Source organism: Pseudomonas mangiferae (assembly GCF_007109405.1).
GTDB lineage: Bacteria > Pseudomonadota > Gammaproteobacteria > Pseudomonadales > Pseudomonadaceae > Pseudomonas_T > Pseudomonas_T mangiferae.
The window spans coordinates 351,897-366,676 of the sequence record NZ_VJOY01000003.1; the positions used below are offsets into that span (position 1 = coordinate 351,897).

Annotated in this window: 14 protein-coding genes; 6 read left to right on the forward strand and 8 right to left on the reverse strand. The window is 69.3% G+C overall.

Annotated features, from left to right (window positions below; all coding sequences use genetic code 11):
* Window positions 1-4 precede the first annotated feature (4 nt).
* From FM069_RS06035 to ttcA, 4 genes are all read right to left on the reverse strand, one after another.
* Window positions 5-649, reverse strand: a complete 645-nt coding sequence (locus FM069_RS06035) for a C40 family peptidase (RefSeq protein WP_143487382.1) — start codon at window positions 647-649, stop codon at window positions 5-7.
* 65 nt (window positions 650-714) lie between these two features.
* Window positions 715-1,485 carry an NAD-dependent protein deacylase gene (locus tag FM069_RS06040; RefSeq protein ID WP_143487383.1) on the reverse strand — a complete coding sequence of 257 codons (771 nt, stop codon included), beginning with the start codon at window positions 1,483-1,485 and terminating at the stop codon, window positions 715-717.
* Window positions 1,486-1,499: 14 nt separating this feature from the next.
* On the reverse strand, window positions 1,500-2,171 hold the full coding sequence (locus tag FM069_RS06045) for a DNA-3-methyladenine glycosylase I (RefSeq protein ID WP_143487384.1): 672 nt from the start codon (window positions 2,169-2,171) through the stop codon (window positions 1,500-1,502).
* Between the two features lie 16 nt (window positions 2,172-2,187).
* Window positions 2,188-3,012: a tRNA 2-thiocytidine(32) synthetase TtcA gene (gene ttcA / locus FM069_RS06050; RefSeq protein WP_143487385.1), complete on the reverse strand. Its 825-nt coding sequence runs from the start codon at window positions 3,010-3,012 to the stop codon at window positions 2,188-2,190.
* Window positions 3,013-3,110: 98 nt separating this feature from the next.
* On the opposite strand from ttcA, the gene FM069_RS06055 reads away from it, so the two are divergent.
* From FM069_RS06055 to FM069_RS06070, 4 genes are all read left to right on the forward strand, one after another.
* A complete protein-coding gene (locus FM069_RS06055) occupies window positions 3,111-3,719 on the forward strand; it encodes a DNA-J related domain-containing protein (RefSeq protein ID WP_143487386.1) in 609 nt (202 codons plus the stop codon).
* Window positions 3,720-3,886: 167 nt separating this feature from the next.
* On the forward strand, window positions 3,887-4,486 hold the full coding sequence (locus tag FM069_RS06060; RefSeq protein ID WP_143487387.1) for a Yip1 family protein: 600 nt from the start codon (window positions 3,887-3,889) through the stop codon (window positions 4,484-4,486).
* A 198-nt stretch (window positions 4,487-4,684) separates the two neighbouring features.
* Complete coding sequence (locus FM069_RS06065) at window positions 4,685-5,347, forward strand: Yip1 family protein (protein WP_143487388.1); 663 nt, start codon at window positions 4,685-4,687, stop codon at window positions 5,345-5,347.
* 45 nt (window positions 5,348-5,392) lie between these two features.
* The gene (locus FM069_RS06070) at window positions 5,393-5,887 is read left to right on the forward strand and encodes a SprT family zinc-dependent metalloprotease (protein WP_143487389.1); all 495 of its coding nucleotides are present in this window, start codon (window positions 5,393-5,395) and stop codon (window positions 5,885-5,887) included.
* Between the two features lie 3 nt (window positions 5,888-5,890).
* Here FM069_RS06070 and FM069_RS06075 read toward each other — a convergent pair whose 3' ends face one another.
* A complete protein-coding gene (locus FM069_RS06075; protein ID WP_143487390.1) occupies window positions 5,891-7,072 on the reverse strand; it encodes a CaiB/BaiF CoA transferase family protein in 1,182 nt (393 codons plus the stop codon).
* 239 nt (window positions 7,073-7,311) lie between these two features.
* On the opposite strand from FM069_RS06075, the gene FM069_RS06080 reads away from it, so the two are divergent.
* On the forward strand, window positions 7,312-9,642 hold the full coding sequence (locus tag FM069_RS06080; RefSeq protein ID WP_143487417.1) for a glucose/quinate/shikimate family membrane-bound PQQ-dependent dehydrogenase: 2,331 nt from the start codon (window positions 7,312-7,314) through the stop codon (window positions 9,640-9,642).
* The gene (locus tag FM069_RS06085; protein WP_143487391.1) at window positions 9,639-10,805 is read left to right on the forward strand and encodes a lactonase family protein; all 1,167 of its coding nucleotides are present in this window, start codon (window positions 9,639-9,641) and stop codon (window positions 10,803-10,805) included. The genes FM069_RS06080 and FM069_RS06085 overlap by 4 nt, the downstream gene beginning before the upstream one ends.
* 52 nt (window positions 10,806-10,857) lie before the next feature.
* On the opposite strand, the gene FM069_RS06090 is transcribed toward FM069_RS06085, so the two are convergent.
* The 3 genes from FM069_RS06090 to FM069_RS06100 form a co-directional block, all read right to left on the reverse strand.
* On the reverse strand, window positions 10,858-12,156 hold the full coding sequence (locus FM069_RS06090) for a dicarboxylate/amino acid:cation symporter (RefSeq protein ID WP_143487392.1): 1,299 nt from the start codon (window positions 12,154-12,156) through the stop codon (window positions 10,858-10,860).
* 563 nt (window positions 12,157-12,719) lie between these two features.
* Window positions 12,720-14,042: an ATP-binding protein gene (locus FM069_RS06095; protein WP_143487418.1), complete on the reverse strand. Its 1,323-nt coding sequence runs from the start codon at window positions 14,040-14,042 to the stop codon at window positions 12,720-12,722.
* 53 nt (window positions 14,043-14,095) lie between these two features.
* The gene (locus FM069_RS06100) at window positions 14,096-14,773 is read right to left on the reverse strand and encodes a response regulator (protein ID WP_143487393.1); all 678 of its coding nucleotides are present in this window, start codon (window positions 14,771-14,773) and stop codon (window positions 14,096-14,098) included.
* Between the last annotated feature and the right edge of the window lie 7 nt (window positions 14,774-14,780).

Sequence of the window (14,780 nt, forward strand, 5' to 3'; positions counted from 1 at the left end):
AGGCTCAGCGATGCAGCGGGCCGCGGCTGGCGAGGGTCGGGCCGGAGGTTTGGGCCAGGACGCGCTTGCCCTCGATGAAGCTGGAACGCCAGTAGCCGTCTTCCAGGCTGTCCACCCGCACGCCACCGCTGCGGCGGCTGGAGGAATGGATGAACTGGTCGTCGCCGATGTAGATGCCGGCGTGACTGACCCGGCCACGGCCGCGGTCGTTGAAGAACAGGATGTCGCCCGGTTCCAGGTCGCTGCGGGCGATCAGCGGGGCGTCCAGGTTGATCATCTCGCGGGTGGAGCGCGGCAACTGGATGCCGGCTTCTTCGTTGAACAGGTAGCTGACGAAGCCGCTGCAGTCGAAGCCGGTCTTCAGGGAACGGCCGCCAAAACGATACGGGGTGCCGATCAGTTGGAAGCCGCGGTCGAGGATGCTGTCCGCCAGGGACGGCAGGGTGTAGCTTTCGTCCTCGGATGCGTCGTCGATGCTGTCGAATTTCGCCAGGCTGGGGGACGGCAGGGTGGGGAATACCGGCTGGTCGACACGGGCGACGCGGGGAGCGGTTTCGGCCTGGGAGTGTTGCTGAGTCGAGGTCCCGGCGCATGCCGCCAGCAAGAAAACCATCGACAGAGGGACGAGGGGTGCTAAGCGTTTGAGCATGGGCACGGCCTTGGTCGGTTTTTTAAGATGTGCCACTCTGCCTTGCAGAACCTGGTTATGCAAATTTAATCCGATAAAGTGTGACCTAAAAGCTGCGACATGATGTCTAAGGCGCGTCCTTCCATCCTTATGTCGACCTGACCGCTCAACGCGGTCACGCCCGGGTTGATCTCCACGGTCAAGCCGCCTGCCCTCTCCACCTGCAAGACCGGCTCGACAATATAAGGAAAGCTCGCCGTGGTGCCGATGCTGATGGCCAGCTCGAACCCGACCTGCATCTCCCGGTAGAGCGTCTCCAGCGCCGCTTCCGGCAGGCGCTCCTCGAACAGCACCACCGGCGGCCGTATCACGTCCCCGCACACCCCGCAGCGCGGCGGCAGCGGCGCGTCCAGCAGCGCATCCCAATCGCCGCCCGGCGCGCCGCACCCCTGGCAGCGCAGCGGCTCCAGGTCACCATGGATCTCGATGAGCCGCTCCACCGGCGAACCGGCGCGGCGGTGGAAGCCGTCGATGTTCTGGGTCAGCACCCAGCAGCCCGGCTTGCGTCGCTGCAGCTCGGCGATGGCGTGGTGGGCGGCATTGGGCGCGGCGCGGCGGCAGGCACGGCCGAGTTCGGCCAGGTACTTCCAGCACAGCGCCGGGTCGCGGCGCAGGGTCGGGCCGGACAGGGCCGCCTCGATGGGCAGGCCCTCCTCGGTCAGGCCGTTGTACAGGCCGCCCAGGCCGCGGTAAGTGGGCAGGCCCGAGTCCGCCGAGAGGCCGGCGCCGGTAACGATCAGGATGCGTTCCGCCCGGGTAACCGCGCGTAGCACGGTGTGCAGGGTGCGTTCGTCCATGGCCTGCGCGCCCGTCAGTGGTTCACGGTAAGGGACAGCATCACGGACAGATGGCAGAGCGGCCGGCCGCTTTCGGCGTGCCACTGGTTGAAAGCGGCCTGCATCGCCGCCTGGTCCCGCTGGCTGGTGGGCGCCTTGTCCAGCACCTCCTGGGCCTTGAGGGCCGCCACCACGTCCTCGGTGGGCAGGAAGGTGTCCTTGCCCGCCATGCGCAGGAAGCGTGGCGCCGACAGCCCGCCCAGCTGGCTGCCGTGGCGCGCCAGGTAGCGCCACAGGCCGACGATGTCGTCCCCCGGCCAGTCGGCGAGGAAATCGCCGAAGCGGCCGTGGCTTTGGCGCAGGTCGAGAAGCATCTGGGCGTTGCGCGGCACGCTCTTGAGCTTGCCCAGGTAGCGGATCAGCCGCGCGTCTTGCATCAGTCGCTCGATGTGCTCGGCGCCCATCAGCACCACCTTCTCCGGGTCGAAGCCGAAGAAGACCTCCTCGAAGGCCGGCCACTTGGCATCCACCAGGCTGTGCTTGAGGCCGGCGCGGAACACCCGCCGGGTCAGCAGCGACAGGTAGCGGTCGTCGCCCTCGGCGCGCAGTTCGGCCTCGCTGCGCGGCACCGGCAGGCGCGCCCGCAGCGCCGCCTCGGAGCCCAGGCGGTTCAGGCAGAATTCGTGGAGCCAGCGGTAGTCGCGCATGCGGGTCGGTTCGTCCTTACAGGTTCATCACGTCGAGGAAGCGCGGGGTGGCGCTTTCGTCGATGCGCAGGTTGGTGAAGTCGAACAGCGCGCGGTCCGCCAGCTGCGACGGCACCACGTTCTGCAGGGCGCGGAACATGATCTCGGTGCGCCCCGGGGATTTGCGCTCCCACTCCAGGAGCATTTCCTTGACCACCTGGCGCTGCAGGTTCTCCTGGGAACCGCAAAGGTTGCAGGGAATGATCGGGAACTGCTTGAGCTGGGCGTAGGCCTCGATGTCCTTCTCGTTGCAGTAGGCCAGCGGGCGGATCAACACGTTGCGTCCGTCGTCGGCCCGCAGCTTGGGCGGCATGGCCTTGAGGGTGCCGCCGTAGAACAGGTTGAGGAAGAAGGTTTCCAGGATGTCGTCGCGGTGGTGACCCAGGGCCATCTTGGTGGCGCCGATCTCGTCGGCGAAGGTATAGAGGGTGCCGCGGCGCAGGCGCGAGCACAGGGAGCAGGTGGTCTTGCCCTCGGGGATCTTCTCCTTCACCACCGAGTAGGTGTCCTTCTCGACGATGTGGTACGCAACGCCGATGGAGGCCAGGTACGCGGGCAGGACGTGCTCGGGGAAGCCGGGCTGCTTCTGGTCCAGGTTCACCGCGACGATCTCGAAACGGATCGGCGCCACCTTCTGCAGGTACAGCAGGATGTCGAGCAGGGTGTAGCTGTCCTTGCCGCCGGACAGGCAGACCATCACCTTGTCGCCGTCCTCGATCATGTTGAAGTCGGCGATGGCTTCGCCGGCCTGGCGGCGCAGGCGTTTCTGCAGTTTGTTCTGGTTGACCGAAAGGGTGCCCATGGTGCGCTGAAATCCGAGGGAGGAACGAAAAACTGGCTATTTTACGCACAAAGCGCGGCGCGCCCCACCCCCGCTTCGCCCCATGCTAGGCTGCGCCGATGGACCGCGCGCCCCTCCCCGACTTCCACCCGGACCAGGACCTGGCCGACCAGGCGCTGGAGCTGCTGCGCGCGGCGCCGGACGGCCTGGGGGAGTACCTGCTGATCCAGCAGCTGCGCGCCCGCCGCTCCACCCACCTGCCCCACCTCGCCCTGAGCGACCGCCTGGTGCTGTTCCGCACCCATTTCCTGCTGTTCAACGCGCTGTACCGCCTGCGTGATCGCCTCTGGCAGGAGCGCGCAGGCCACCTGCTCATCGAGCCCCTGTGCATTCGCCTGCTGCCCTACGCCGACGGCACCCAGGGCGTGAGCCAGACCGACCCGCTGCGCGACTACTACCTGGACCTGCGCCACCTGCGCGAGACCACCCCGGGCGACGTGGACCGGCTGCTGGAGAGCTTCTGGACCCGCATGCACGGCGGCGAGGAGAAGCAGGCGGCCCTGGCGCTGTTCGAACTGGATGGCGAAGGCGGCCGGCTGGACCTGGCGCGCATCCGCCAGCGCTACCGGGAGCTGGTGAGCCAGCACCACCCGGACCGCGGCGGCAGCACCACGCGGCTGCAATCCATCAACCTGGCGATGGAAATTCTGCGCCGCTATTACCGCTGAGGCGCAGAGGTCGATTTGCTCTAACGCCACGGGCCCCGCGGCTTTCAGCGCTCCTATACTGCGGCATAAGGTCGCGGGACGACCGCTTCGAAGGCGCAGGGCATTGGCGCCTTCTCTCAAGGGCGAACCCCGGGTTCGCCCTCATGAACAATGAGGAGGTACTCAACATGATCCATCACGTCGTAGGGCTCTTCACCCATCCCGACCGCGAATGGCAGGACATCCGCGGGGAGGAGGAATCCATCGCTCACATGTACCTGACCCACATCCTGGTCCTGGCGGCGATCCCGGCCATCTCCGCCTACATCGGCACCACCCAGGTGGGCTGGGCCATCGGCACCCGGGAGCCGGTGCTGCTGACCCAGAGCAGCGCCATGCAGATGACCGTGCTGGCCTACCTGGCGATGCTCTGCGGGGTCGCCATCATGGGCGCCTTCATGCACTGGATGGCGCGCACCTACGACGCCAGCCCGACCTTCACCGAGTGCGTGGTGTTCGCCGCCTACTGCGCCACGCCACTGTTCATCGGGGGCATCGCCGCGCTCTACCCACACCTGCTGCTGGCGATGTTCGTCGGCACCGCGGCCATCTGCTACACGGTCTACCTGCTGTACGTGGGGCTGCCTACCTTCATGAACATTCCCAAGGACGAGGGCTTTCTGTTCTCCAGCTCGGTGCTGGCGGTGGGCCTGGTAGTGCTGGTGGCGATGATCGCGCTGTCGGTGATCGTCTGGGAAATGGGCGCCGGCCCGGTCTACATCCGCTGACCCGCGGCGCCGGCCACGCCGGCCTGTACCTCCCCTTCCACCGGAGCCGCCCATGGGCGGCTCCGGTGCATTCCAGAGCCCTGCAAGGGGCCGTGCAAAGGATTGAAACCCTTTTCCCTTACGCCGTCTAAGGCTATAACGGCCGCCGTCCGATCTCCGGCCGCCAGGATGTCTCAAAGGCTGCCAAGGAGCCCTCACATGACCCCTCATTTCGTGTCGCTGTTCACCAGTCCGGAGCGTGCCTGGGACGAAATTCGCCAGGATGAGAAGAGCAATGGCCTGCATTACCTCGGCCACCTGCTGCTGCTCGCGCTGATCCCCGCCGTCAGCCTCTACGTGGGCACTACCTACACCGGGTGGAACCTGGTGGAAAACGAAGAAGTCCGCCTCGACAGCGCCAGCGCCGCCAAGCTGTGCGTGCTGATGTACTTCGCCATCATCCTCGGGGTGTTCGTCATGGGCGCCTTCGTGCGCTGGATGACCCGCACCTTCGATGCTCGCCCCAGCTTCAACGAGTGCGTCGGCTTCATCGCCTACGTTTCCACCCCGTTCTACCTGGCCGGCCTCACCGGCCTGTACCCGAGCCGCTGGCTGGCAGTGGCGGTGCTGCTGGCGGCATCGGCCTACTCGGCGTTCCTGCTGTTTGTGGGCCTGCCGCGCTTCATGCGCATCCCCAACCAGAAAGGTGCGCTGTTCTCCACATCGGTACTGGCCGTGGGCCTGCTGGTGCTAGTGAACACCATGGTGGGCACGATCCATATCTGGCAGCTGTCCATGTACCCGGAATACCAGCGCACCACCCAGGACCAGAGCTACCCGACCGTCGACGAGCGTCCGCAGAAGGTCCCGGAAGGCCTGTAAGCCCCCTGCGGCTCGGGCATAATCACCCGCCTCCAGGAGTGATTCATGCCCGACCGCCTGCTCGCGAAGGTGGAGGCCTGCTATCAGCAGGCCGAAGCCTTTTTCCACCGCCGCTTCACCCGCCCGGACGTCAGCTTCAAGTTGCGCGGTCAGAAGGCCGGGGTCGCGCATCTGCAGGAAAACCGCCTGCGCTTCAACCCGCAGCTCTACCGGGACAACCAGGACGATTTCCTGCGCCAGACCGTCCCTCACGAAGTCGCCCACCTCATCGCCCACCAAGTATTCGGCGGTCGCATCCAGCCCCATGGCGAGGAATGGCAACTGATCATGCGCGGCGTCTACGAACTGCAGCCCCACCGCTGCCACAGTTACGCCGTGGAGCGCCGCCAGGGCACCCGCTACATCTACCGCTGCGGCTGCCCGGACCAGGACTTCCCCTTCACCGCCCAGCGCCACGCCCTGGTAGGGCGCGGCCGCCGCTACATTTGCCGGCGCTGCCGGGGGCCACTCACCTTCACCGGTGAGCAGCGGGTGGAGTGAGCCTCAGCGGATCGCGCCGGCGTCCCGCAGCGCCGCAATCTCCGCCTCGCCATACCCACATTCCTGCAACACCGCCTCGGTGTGGGCGCCCAGGGTCGCCCCCGGGTGGCGCGGCGCCGGCAGGCCCGTGGAGAAGCGCAGCGGGCAGGCCAACTGGCGCTGCACCCCCCCGGTCTCCCAGGGCACGTCGGTGACCACCCCGCGGGCCTGCAGCTGGGGATGCTGCAATGCCTCGGCCAGGGTCAGCACCGGCTCCACGCAGGCATCCGCCTCGGCGAAGCGCCGGCACCAGTGGTCGAAGTCTTCCCGCTCGAAGCGCTCGGCCAGTTGCCGCTTCAGGTCCTGCTGGACCGCCGGATCGGCAACCAGGCCCTGGCGTTCCAGCCCCGGCAGGTCGAGGACCTGGCAGAGCGCCCGCATGAACGGCGGTTCCAGGCTGCCCACGGCGAACCAGCGGCCGTCGCGGGTGCGGTAGTAGTCGTAGAAGCTGCCGCCGTTCAGCGCCAGGCCTTCCGGTTGCGGCTCCACCCCGGCAGCCAGGTAGCCGGCGCCGGCCATGGCATGCAGGCTGACGGCGCAGTCGGTCATGCTCACGTCCACCTGCTGGCCCTCACCGGTGTGCTGGCGCTGGATCACCGCCGCCAGCAGGCCGATCACCCCGTGCAGCGACCCACCGGCCAGGTCGGCCACCTGCATCCCCAGGGGCAAGGGGCCGTCCGCGGCGCGCCCGGTGTAGCTGGCCAGGCCGGCCAGGGCCAGGTAGTTGATGTCGTGCCCGGCCCGCTGGCGATAGGGCCCGGTCTGCCCGTAGCCACTGATGGAGACATAGATGAGCCGCGGGTTGAGGGCCTTGAGGGTGTCGTAGTCCAGCCCCAGGCGCGCCATCACCCCGGGGCGGAACTGCTCCAGCAGGATGTCGTGGGTCTGCAGCAGGCGCGTCACCACCTCCCGCGCCTCGGGCCGCTTCAGGTCCAGGGCGAGGCTGCGCTTGTTGCGGTTCAGGTAGGCATGGCTGGCGGACACCCCGTCGGCGTGGGGCGGCAGCAGCCGCACCAGGTCGGGCCGGTCGGGCGCCTCCACCCGCAGCACCTCCGCACCCAGGTCGGCCAGCAGCAGCGAGGCGAAGGGTCCCGGCAGCAGGGTGGAGAAATCGAGGATCTTCAGGGAAGACAGCGGACCGGTCACGAGCGGCTCCTGGGCGGCGGGGCGAACCCCAACGGTAGACGCCCGAGGCGTCCCCGGGCAATCCGCGCGACGCACGCCCCGGCCGGCACCTGGGAAGAATTATCCGCCAGCGGCGAAGTCCACAGACCACTCGACCTCGTTTCAACCCAGCGCACCCTTTCCGGCGGAGATCCTTTCCCGTGCACAGCCCCGGCCCCTTCCACCGCAGCCGCCTGCCGGCGTCACTGCTCGGTCTCCTGATGCTGCCCCTGGCGGCCTTCCTCTTCATAGGCGGCATCCGCCTCGGCCTGCTGGGCGGCTCCTGGTACTACCCGCTGGCCGGCCTGGCCCTGGGCGCCACCGGCTTCCTGCTGCTGCGTGGTCGGCGCGCCGCCCTCGGGGTGTACGGGGTGTTGCTGTTGGGCAGCAGCGTCTGGGCGTTGTGGGAAGTAGGCCTGGAGTGGTGGCAACTGGTGCCGCGCCTGGCTTTGTGGTTCGCCCTCGGCGTGCTGATGCTGCTGCCGGCCCTGCGCCGGCCGCTGCAGGCCGACGAGCAGACCCCGTTCGCCCACGGCACCCTGGCGGTGGCGGTGCTGCTGGCCGGCGGCCTCGCCCTGGCCAGCCAGTTCGTCGGCGACCCCGGCGAGGTGCGCGGCACCCTGGATCGCCCGCTGGACGCCGCTGCCCCGGGCTCGGCGGCGCCCGCCCTGGCCGCCGGCGACTGGCCGGCCTATGGCGGCGACGCCCGCGGCCAGCGCTACTCGCCCCTGGCGCAGATCACCCCGGACAACGCCGGCCAGCTGGAACTGGCCTGGACGTACCGCACCGGCGACCTGCCCGGCCCCGACGATCCCCAGGAGACCACCGCGGAGAACACCCCGCTGAAGGCCAACGGCATGCTCTACGTCTGCACGCCCCACAGCCAGGTGATCGCCCTCGACCCGGACGATGGCCGTGAGCTCTGGCGCTACGACCCGCGCCTGAGCACCCAGCGCGCGGACACCTTCAAGGGCTGGGCCCACATGACCTGCCGCGGCGTGGCCTACCACGACGCGGCTGCCTATGGCGGGACGGCGGCCGGCGGCGAATGCCCGCGGCGGCTGTTCCTGCCCACCGCGGATACCCGCCTGATCGCCCTGGATGCCGACACCGGCAAGGTCTGCCCGGGGTTCGGCCAGGGCGGCGCGGTGGACCTGTCCACCGGCATCGGCGGCTTCGTCGCCGGCGGCTACTACTCCACGTCACCGCCCGGGGTGACCCGCGACCTGGTGATCATCGGCGGCCACGTCAGCGACAACCTGTCGGAGGACGAACCGTCCGGCGTGGTGCGCGCCTACGACGTCCACGACGGCCACTTGGTGTGGAACTGGGACAGCGGCAACCCTGACGACACCACGCCCCTGGCGCCGGGCCAGACCTATACCCGCAACTCGCCCAACATGTGGTCAGTGATGAGCCTGGACGAATCGCTGGGCCTTCTTTACCTGCCCATGGGCAACCAGATGCCCGACCAGTGGGGCGGCCGCCGCACGGCCCAGGCGGAGAAATTCAGCGCCGGGGTCACCGCCCTGGACATCGCCACCGGGCAGGTGCGCTGGACCTTCCAGATGACCCACCACGACCTCTGGGACATGGACGTGGGCGGCCAGCCGACCCTGATGGACCTGAAGACCGCCGACGGCGTGAAGCCGGCGCTGATCGCCTCCACCAAGCAGGGCAGCCTGTACGTCCTCGACCGGCGCACCGGTACGCCCCTGGTCCCGGTCAACGAAGTGCCGGTGCCCCAGGGCGCCGCGGAGGGCGACCGCACCGCGCCGACCCAGCCCATGTCGGCCCTCGGCTTCGCCCCGCCCACCCTGGAAGAACGGGACATGTGGGGCGGCACGCCCATCGACCAGATGCTCTGCCGGCTGCGCTTCCGCTCCCTGCGCTACGAAGGCATCTACACCCCGCCGTCGACCCAGGGCACCCTGGTCTACCCGGGCAACTTCGGCGTCTTCGACTGGGGCGGCATCGCCGTCGACCCGGTGCGCCAGATGGCCTTCCTCAACCCCAACTACATGGCCTTCACTTCCACCCTGGTGCCCCGCGAGCAGGTGGCCGGCGGCAAGGCCCGTATCAGCGAGACCGAAGGCGTGCAGCCCAACGCCGGGGCGCCGTTCGGGGTGATCCTGGAGCCCCTGCTGTCGCCCCTTGGCCTGCCCTGCCAGGCGCCGCCGTGGGGCTACGTGGCGGCCCTCGACCTGACCACCCAGCAGGTGCTGTGGAAACACAAGAACGGCACCGTGCGGGACAGCTCGCCGCTGCCGCTCCCCCTGCCCATGGGCGTGCCCAGCCTGGGCGGCCCGCTGCTCACCGGCGGTGGCGTGGCCTTCCTCGGCGGCACCCTCGACCAGTACCTGCGGGCCTACGACGTGCGCAGCGGCCGGGTGCTCTGGGAAGGCCGCCTGCCCGCCGGCGGCCAGGCGACGCCGATGACCTACCAGGGTCGCGACGGACGCCAGTATGTGCTGATCGTGGCGGGCGGCCATGGCTCCCTGAAGACGCGCCAGGGTGACTACGTCATGGCCTTCGCCCTGCCGCGCCAGTGAGGCGGCCCCTCCCCCTGCTGGCCCTGGCGCTGCTGGCGGGCTGCGCCGGTGGCGAGCGCCAGGACCTGCTGGTGGGCAGCCACACCCAGGCACCCGGCGAGGGCCTGTACCGCTACCGCTTCGACCCGGTGCACGGCCGGCTGGACACGCACCCGGAACAACGCCTGGGCAGCGCGAACAGCGCCTGGCTGACCCTCTCCGTCGACGGCCGACGGCTGTTCGTCAGCCACGAGAACGGGCCGGGCCAACCGGACCCCAGCGGCGCCGTCAGCAGCTTCGCCCTCGATCCGGTCCACCACTGGCTGACGCCGCTGTCCCGGGTGGCCAGCGGCGGCGACGAACCGACCCACCTGGGCCTGTCCGCCGACGAGCGCTTCCTCTTCGTCGCCCACTACGCCGTGCAGGCGCATCCCGGCGGCGACCTCACGGTGCTGCCGGTGGACCGCCAGGGTCGCCTGGGTCCGCCCCGGCAACGGCTGCGGCACGCCCCCAGCGGAGTCGATCCCCGGCGCCAGGCCTCCAGCCACGTGCACGCCGCGGTGCCCTCCCCCGACGGCCGCTACCTGTTCGCCAGCGACCTGGGGGCGGACCGCCTGTTCGCCTACCGCTACCAGCCGGACGCCGCGCTGCCCCTGGCGCCGGCCGAGCCTCCCGCCACCGCCCTGCCCCCGGGCAGCGGCCCGCGCCACCTGCTGTTCGACGCCAGCGGCACCCATGCCTACCTGACCCTGGAGCTGGCCGACGAGGTGGCGCTGCTGGATCGCCAGGCCGCGCGCCTGACCCTGCGCCAGCGCCTGCCCCTGGGCGAGGCCGGGCCGCCGCCGGCCAGCGCGGCCGACCCGCAGCGGGCCGGCGCCCTGCACCTGTCGGCGGACGGGCGCTTTCTCTATGTCCTCAGCCGCGGGCCGCGCAATCGCATGGCGGTGTTCGCCGTGGCCCCGGGCGATGGCCGCCTGCGCCTGTTGCAGCGCCACGACCTGGAAGGCCGCGAGGCGCGGGAGTTCGCCTTGGACCCCAGCGGCCGCTGGCTGCTGGTGGCGGACCAGCAGAGCGACGAGTTGCTGGTAATCCGCCGCGACCCGCAAAGCGGCCGGCTGGGCGACACCCGCCAGCGCCTGCCCGTGACGCAGCCCATGGCCCTGCGCTTCCTCGACGTGCCCTGAAACGACGAAACCCGCCGGAGGGCGGGTTTCGTGGAGCGGCGACGCGGAGGCGTCAGGCCATTTCGCTACGGGGCGGGATCACATCGCTGGGCGGCGCACCGCCGGCCAGCTCGCGGCGCATGGTGTCCTCGTCCAGTTGCTTGCACCACTTGGCCACCACCAGGGTGGCGACCCCGTTGCCCACCAGGTTGGTCAGGGCACGGGCCTCGGACATGAAGCGGTCGATGCCGAGGATCAGCGCCAGCCCGGCCACCGGCAGGTGACCCACGGCGGACAGGGTGGCGGCCAGCACGATGAAGCCCGACCCGGTGACGCCGGCGGCGCCCTTGGAGGCGATCAGCAGCACCAGCAGCAGGGTGACCTGGTGGGTGATGTCCATGGGCGTGTCGGTGGCCTGGGCGATGAACACCGCGGCCATGGTCAGGTAGATGGAGGTGCCGTCCAGGTTGAAGGAGTAGCCAGTGGGGATCACCAGGCCGACCACCGACTTGTTGCAGCCGAGCTTTTCCATCTTGGCGATCAGCCGCGGCAGCGCCGATTCGGACGACGAGGTGCCGAGGACGATGAGCAGCTCCTCGCGGATGTACTTGACGAACTTCACCACGCTGAAGCCGTGGGCGCGGGCGATGGTGCCCAGCACCAGCAGCACGAACAACACGCAGGTGACGTAGAAGCACAGCATCAGCTGGCCCAGTTGCACCAGGGAGCCGACGCCGTACTGGCCGATGGTGAAGGCCATGGCGCCGAGGGCGCCGATGGGGGCGACCTTCATGATCACGTTGATGATGTTGAACATCACCTGGGAGACGCGCTCGATGAACTCGAACACCGGCCGTCCGTAGTCGCCCAGGCGGTGCAGGGCATAGCCGAACAGCACGGAGAAGAACAGCACCTGGAGGATGTCGCCGTTGGCGAAGGCGCCCACCACCGTGGCCGGGATGATGTTCATCACGAAGTCGATGGTGCTCTGCTTCTCGCCAGCCGCGGCATAGGCGGCGATGCCCTTGGTGTCCAGGCTGGCCGGGTCCACGTGCATGCCCGCGCCGGGCTGTACCACGTTGACCACCACCAGGCCGATGATCAGCGCCAGGGTGGACACCACTTCGAAATACAGCAGCGCCATGCCGCCGGTCTTGCCCACCGCCTTCATGCTCTGCATGCCGGCGATGCCGGTGACCACGGTGCAGAAGATGATCGGCGCGATGGCCATCTTGATCAGTTTGACGAACCCGTCCCCGAGGGGTTTGAGGGCGACGGCGGTTTGCGGGTAGAAGTGGCCGAGCAGGACCCCGATGGCGATTGCCACCAGCACTTGCACATACAAGCTTTTATAGAAGGGTGGGCGGGACATGGCAGTTTCCTCGCGGGTAGCGGCGCGGCCTGGACGGCGGCGGCGTCACCGGGACTTCGTTCACCTCCCTGACCGGGAGACTTTGTTGTGGGCGCGGCAGACGTCGCGCTCCCCTCCTATCGCAAGCCCCATGCCAGGTCCGTCGGGTCTACGCGGGCCTGTGATTCCGGCGCCTGGGCACCGGTGGCCGGGCGGCGACCCGCCAGCGATGGCGGGATTCCGCCGTCGGCCTCGGGGGATTTCCGCCACCGTGGGCCGATCCAGTCTGGGGCCAGCCGATGACAGCCCGGTTGCCGGGCAACGGCCGCCGATCGCCCGGGCGCTCCGGTGACGCCGCGCGGAGCAAGCGGGGGCGACGCGCGGCACCCGGCCACCCGGGGCCTTTGGGGGGGCACCAGCTACGGCGATTTTGGAAATAGGAGAACAGCGCCACCGGCATGGGTGGCGAGGGGGAAAGAAATCCGGAAGGCTGGCCAGCCCCGTAGGGCGCCGGGCCTGGCCACCGCGGCCGACCCGGCTTAGCTGCACCCACTGGCGGGAAGCGCTCGCGGCGCCCGTCCCCCTCAGGCGTTGTCGAAGCGGATGTGGAAGGCCGCGCCGCCCAGGCTGGACGCCTGCAAGTGGAGGCTGCCGTCGTAGCTGTCGATGATGTCCCGCACCACGGCGAGGCCGATGCCCTGCCCCGGGTGCTGGGTGTCCAGGCGCTCGCCGCGCTGGACAATGCGGGCGCGCTGGTCCTCGGGCACCCCGGGCCCGTCGTCCTCCACCCACAGCTCGCACCCGCCCAGGTCGCTGCGGGCGCTGACGCGGATGCGCCCCAGGCAGAGGCGGTAGGCGTTCTCCAGCAGGTTGCCCAGCAACTCCAGCAACGCACCCTGCTCCATGGGCAGGTGCAAGCGACCGTCGAACACCCGCTCCACCTCCACCCGCTTGTCCCGGTAGACCTTGTCCAGGGCCTGGCATAGGGTGTCCAGCAGCGGCGCCAGGGGCACCCGGTGACGCACCAGGCCGCTCTTGCGCAGGGTGGCGCGCTGCAGCTGGTAGCCGATCTGCTGGCTCATGCGTTCGATCTGGCTCTGCAGCACCTGGGCCTGCTCGCGGTTGTGGGGCTGGGTGGCGATCACCTCGCCAACCCCCTGCAGCACCGACAGCGGGGTCTTCAGGCTGTGGGCCAGGTCGCCCAGGGAATCCCGGTAGCGCTGGCGCTGGCGGCGCTCGCCGTCCAGCAGGCGGTTCAGCGAATCGGTCAGGCGCAGCAGCTCCCGCGGATGCTCCCGGCTCAATTGCTCACGGGCGCCGGATTCGATCTCGTCCAGTTCCTCGCGCAGCCCGCGCAGGCTGCGGAAGCCCCAGGTCAGGCCGAGCCAGAGCAACCCGAGCAGCACCAGCAGCGCGGCGCCCAGCCAGATGTACAGCTGGTCGCGGAAGCCGTCGAGCATGTAGGCGAACTCGCGGGTGGGCTGCATGGTGATGAAGCTGAAGGAGGCGTCCTCCTGGCCTTGCAGGTGCAGTTCGACGTCGTAGACGAAATATTCCTCGCCGCTGGCGTCGCGGGTGCGCAGGAAGTCGGTGGAGCCGTTGCCGTCGAAGCGCGGCAGGTAGGTGATGGACTCGTCGTCGGCGGAGCGGGAGCGCCAGACCAGGCGGTTGTCGCGGTCGTAGATGTAGCCCAGGAGCTTGGCCTCGGGCAGGTTGAAGATCTCGTCCGGCAGGCGCTTGGGCATCTTCAGGGCGCCGTTCTCGAAGCGCGCCGCGCCGATCAGGGTGCTGGCGTCGGACGCCAGGCGCTGCTCGATCACCGTCTCCAGGGTGGAGCTGAACACCCCCAGCAGCGCCGGCAGCAGGATCAGCATGAACAGTACCGCCAGGGCCGCCGCTCCCAGCATCAGGCGCAGGCGAAGGGAAAACCCCCGGCCACGACGCAGCGGCCAGGGCACCTTCACCGGCAGCGCTCGGTGAACAGGTAGCCCTGGCCGCGCACGGTGTCGATGGGCCGGAAGCCGGAAGCCGCCTCCAGCTTGCGCCGCAGGCGGCCCACCAGCACCTCGATGACGTTGGGGTCGCGCTCGCCGTCGTCGGGGTAGAGCTGCTCCATCAGGCGGTCCTTGGCCACCACCTGCTGCTGGTGGCGCATCAGGTATTCGAGGATGCGGTACTCGTAGGCGGTCAGCGCCATGGGCTGGCCGTCCATCAGCGCCTGCTTGCGGTTCAGGTCCAGGCTCAGGGGGCCGGCCTCGATGGTGGACTGGGTGAAGCCGGCGGAGCGCCGCAACAGCGCGTTGAGGCGCGCCTCCAGTTCCTCGAACTGGAACGGCTTGACCACGTAGTCGTCGGCGCCGGCGGCCAACCCTTCCACCTTGTCCTGCCAGTTGCCCCGCGCGGTGAGGATCAGGATCGGGAAATCGCACCCCTGGCTGCGCAGCTGGCGGATCAGGTCGAGCCCGCTCATGCCCGGCAGCCCCAGGTCCACCACCGCCAGGTCGTGGTGGTACTCCCGGGCGCGGTACAGCGCCTCCTCGGCGTTCGGCACCGCGTCCACCACGTGTCCCTGCTCGCCCAGGCGGGTCGAGAGGTGATGGCGCAGCAGCGCCTCGTCTTCCACCACCAGTAGTTTCATCGTCGCT

Excerpts from the sequence above, each read along its gene's own strand:
- FM069_RS06045 (WP_143487384.1), bottom strand. The coding sequence starts at position 2,171 with ATGCGCGACTACCGCTGGCTCCACGAATTCTGCCTGAACCGCCTGGGC.
- FM069_RS06060 (WP_143487387.1), top strand. The coding sequence starts at position 3,887 with ATGATCCATCACGTCGTAGGGCTCTTCACCCATCCCGACCGCGAATGG.
- FM069_RS06055 (WP_143487386.1), top strand. The coding sequence starts at position 3,111 with ATGGACCGCGCGCCCCTCCCCGACTTCCACCCGGACCAGGACCTGGCC.
- FM069_RS06080 (WP_143487417.1), top strand. The coding sequence starts at position 7,312 with ATGCTGCCCCTGGCGGCCTTCCTCTTCATAGGCGGCATCCGCCTCGGC.
- ttcA (WP_143487385.1), bottom strand. The coding sequence starts at position 3,012 with ATGGGCACCCTTTCGGTCAACCAGAACAAACTGCAGAAACGCCTGCGC.
- FM069_RS06070 (WP_143487389.1), top strand. The coding sequence starts at position 5,393 with ATGCCCGACCGCCTGCTCGCGAAGGTGGAGGCCTGCTATCAGCAGGCC.
- FM069_RS06100 (WP_143487393.1), bottom strand. The coding sequence starts at position 14,773 with ATGAAACTACTGGTGGTGGAAGACGAGGCGCTGCTGCGCCATCACCTC.
- FM069_RS06090 (WP_143487392.1), bottom strand. The coding sequence starts at position 12,156 with ATGTCCCGCCCACCCTTCTATAAAAGCTTGTATGTGCAAGTGCTGGTG.
- FM069_RS06035 (WP_143487382.1), bottom strand. The coding sequence starts at position 649 with ATGCTCAAACGCTTAGCACCCCTCGTCCCTCTGTCGATGGTTTTCTTG.
- FM069_RS06095 (WP_143487418.1), bottom strand. The coding sequence starts at position 14,042 with ATGCTGGGAGCGGCGGCCCTGGCGGTACTGTTCATGCTGATCCTGCTG.
- FM069_RS06040 (WP_143487383.1), bottom strand. The coding sequence starts at position 1,485 with ATGGACGAACGCACCCTGCACACCGTGCTACGCGCGGTTACCCGGGCG.
- FM069_RS06065 (WP_143487388.1), top strand. The coding sequence starts at position 4,685 with ATGACCCCTCATTTCGTGTCGCTGTTCACCAGTCCGGAGCGTGCCTGG.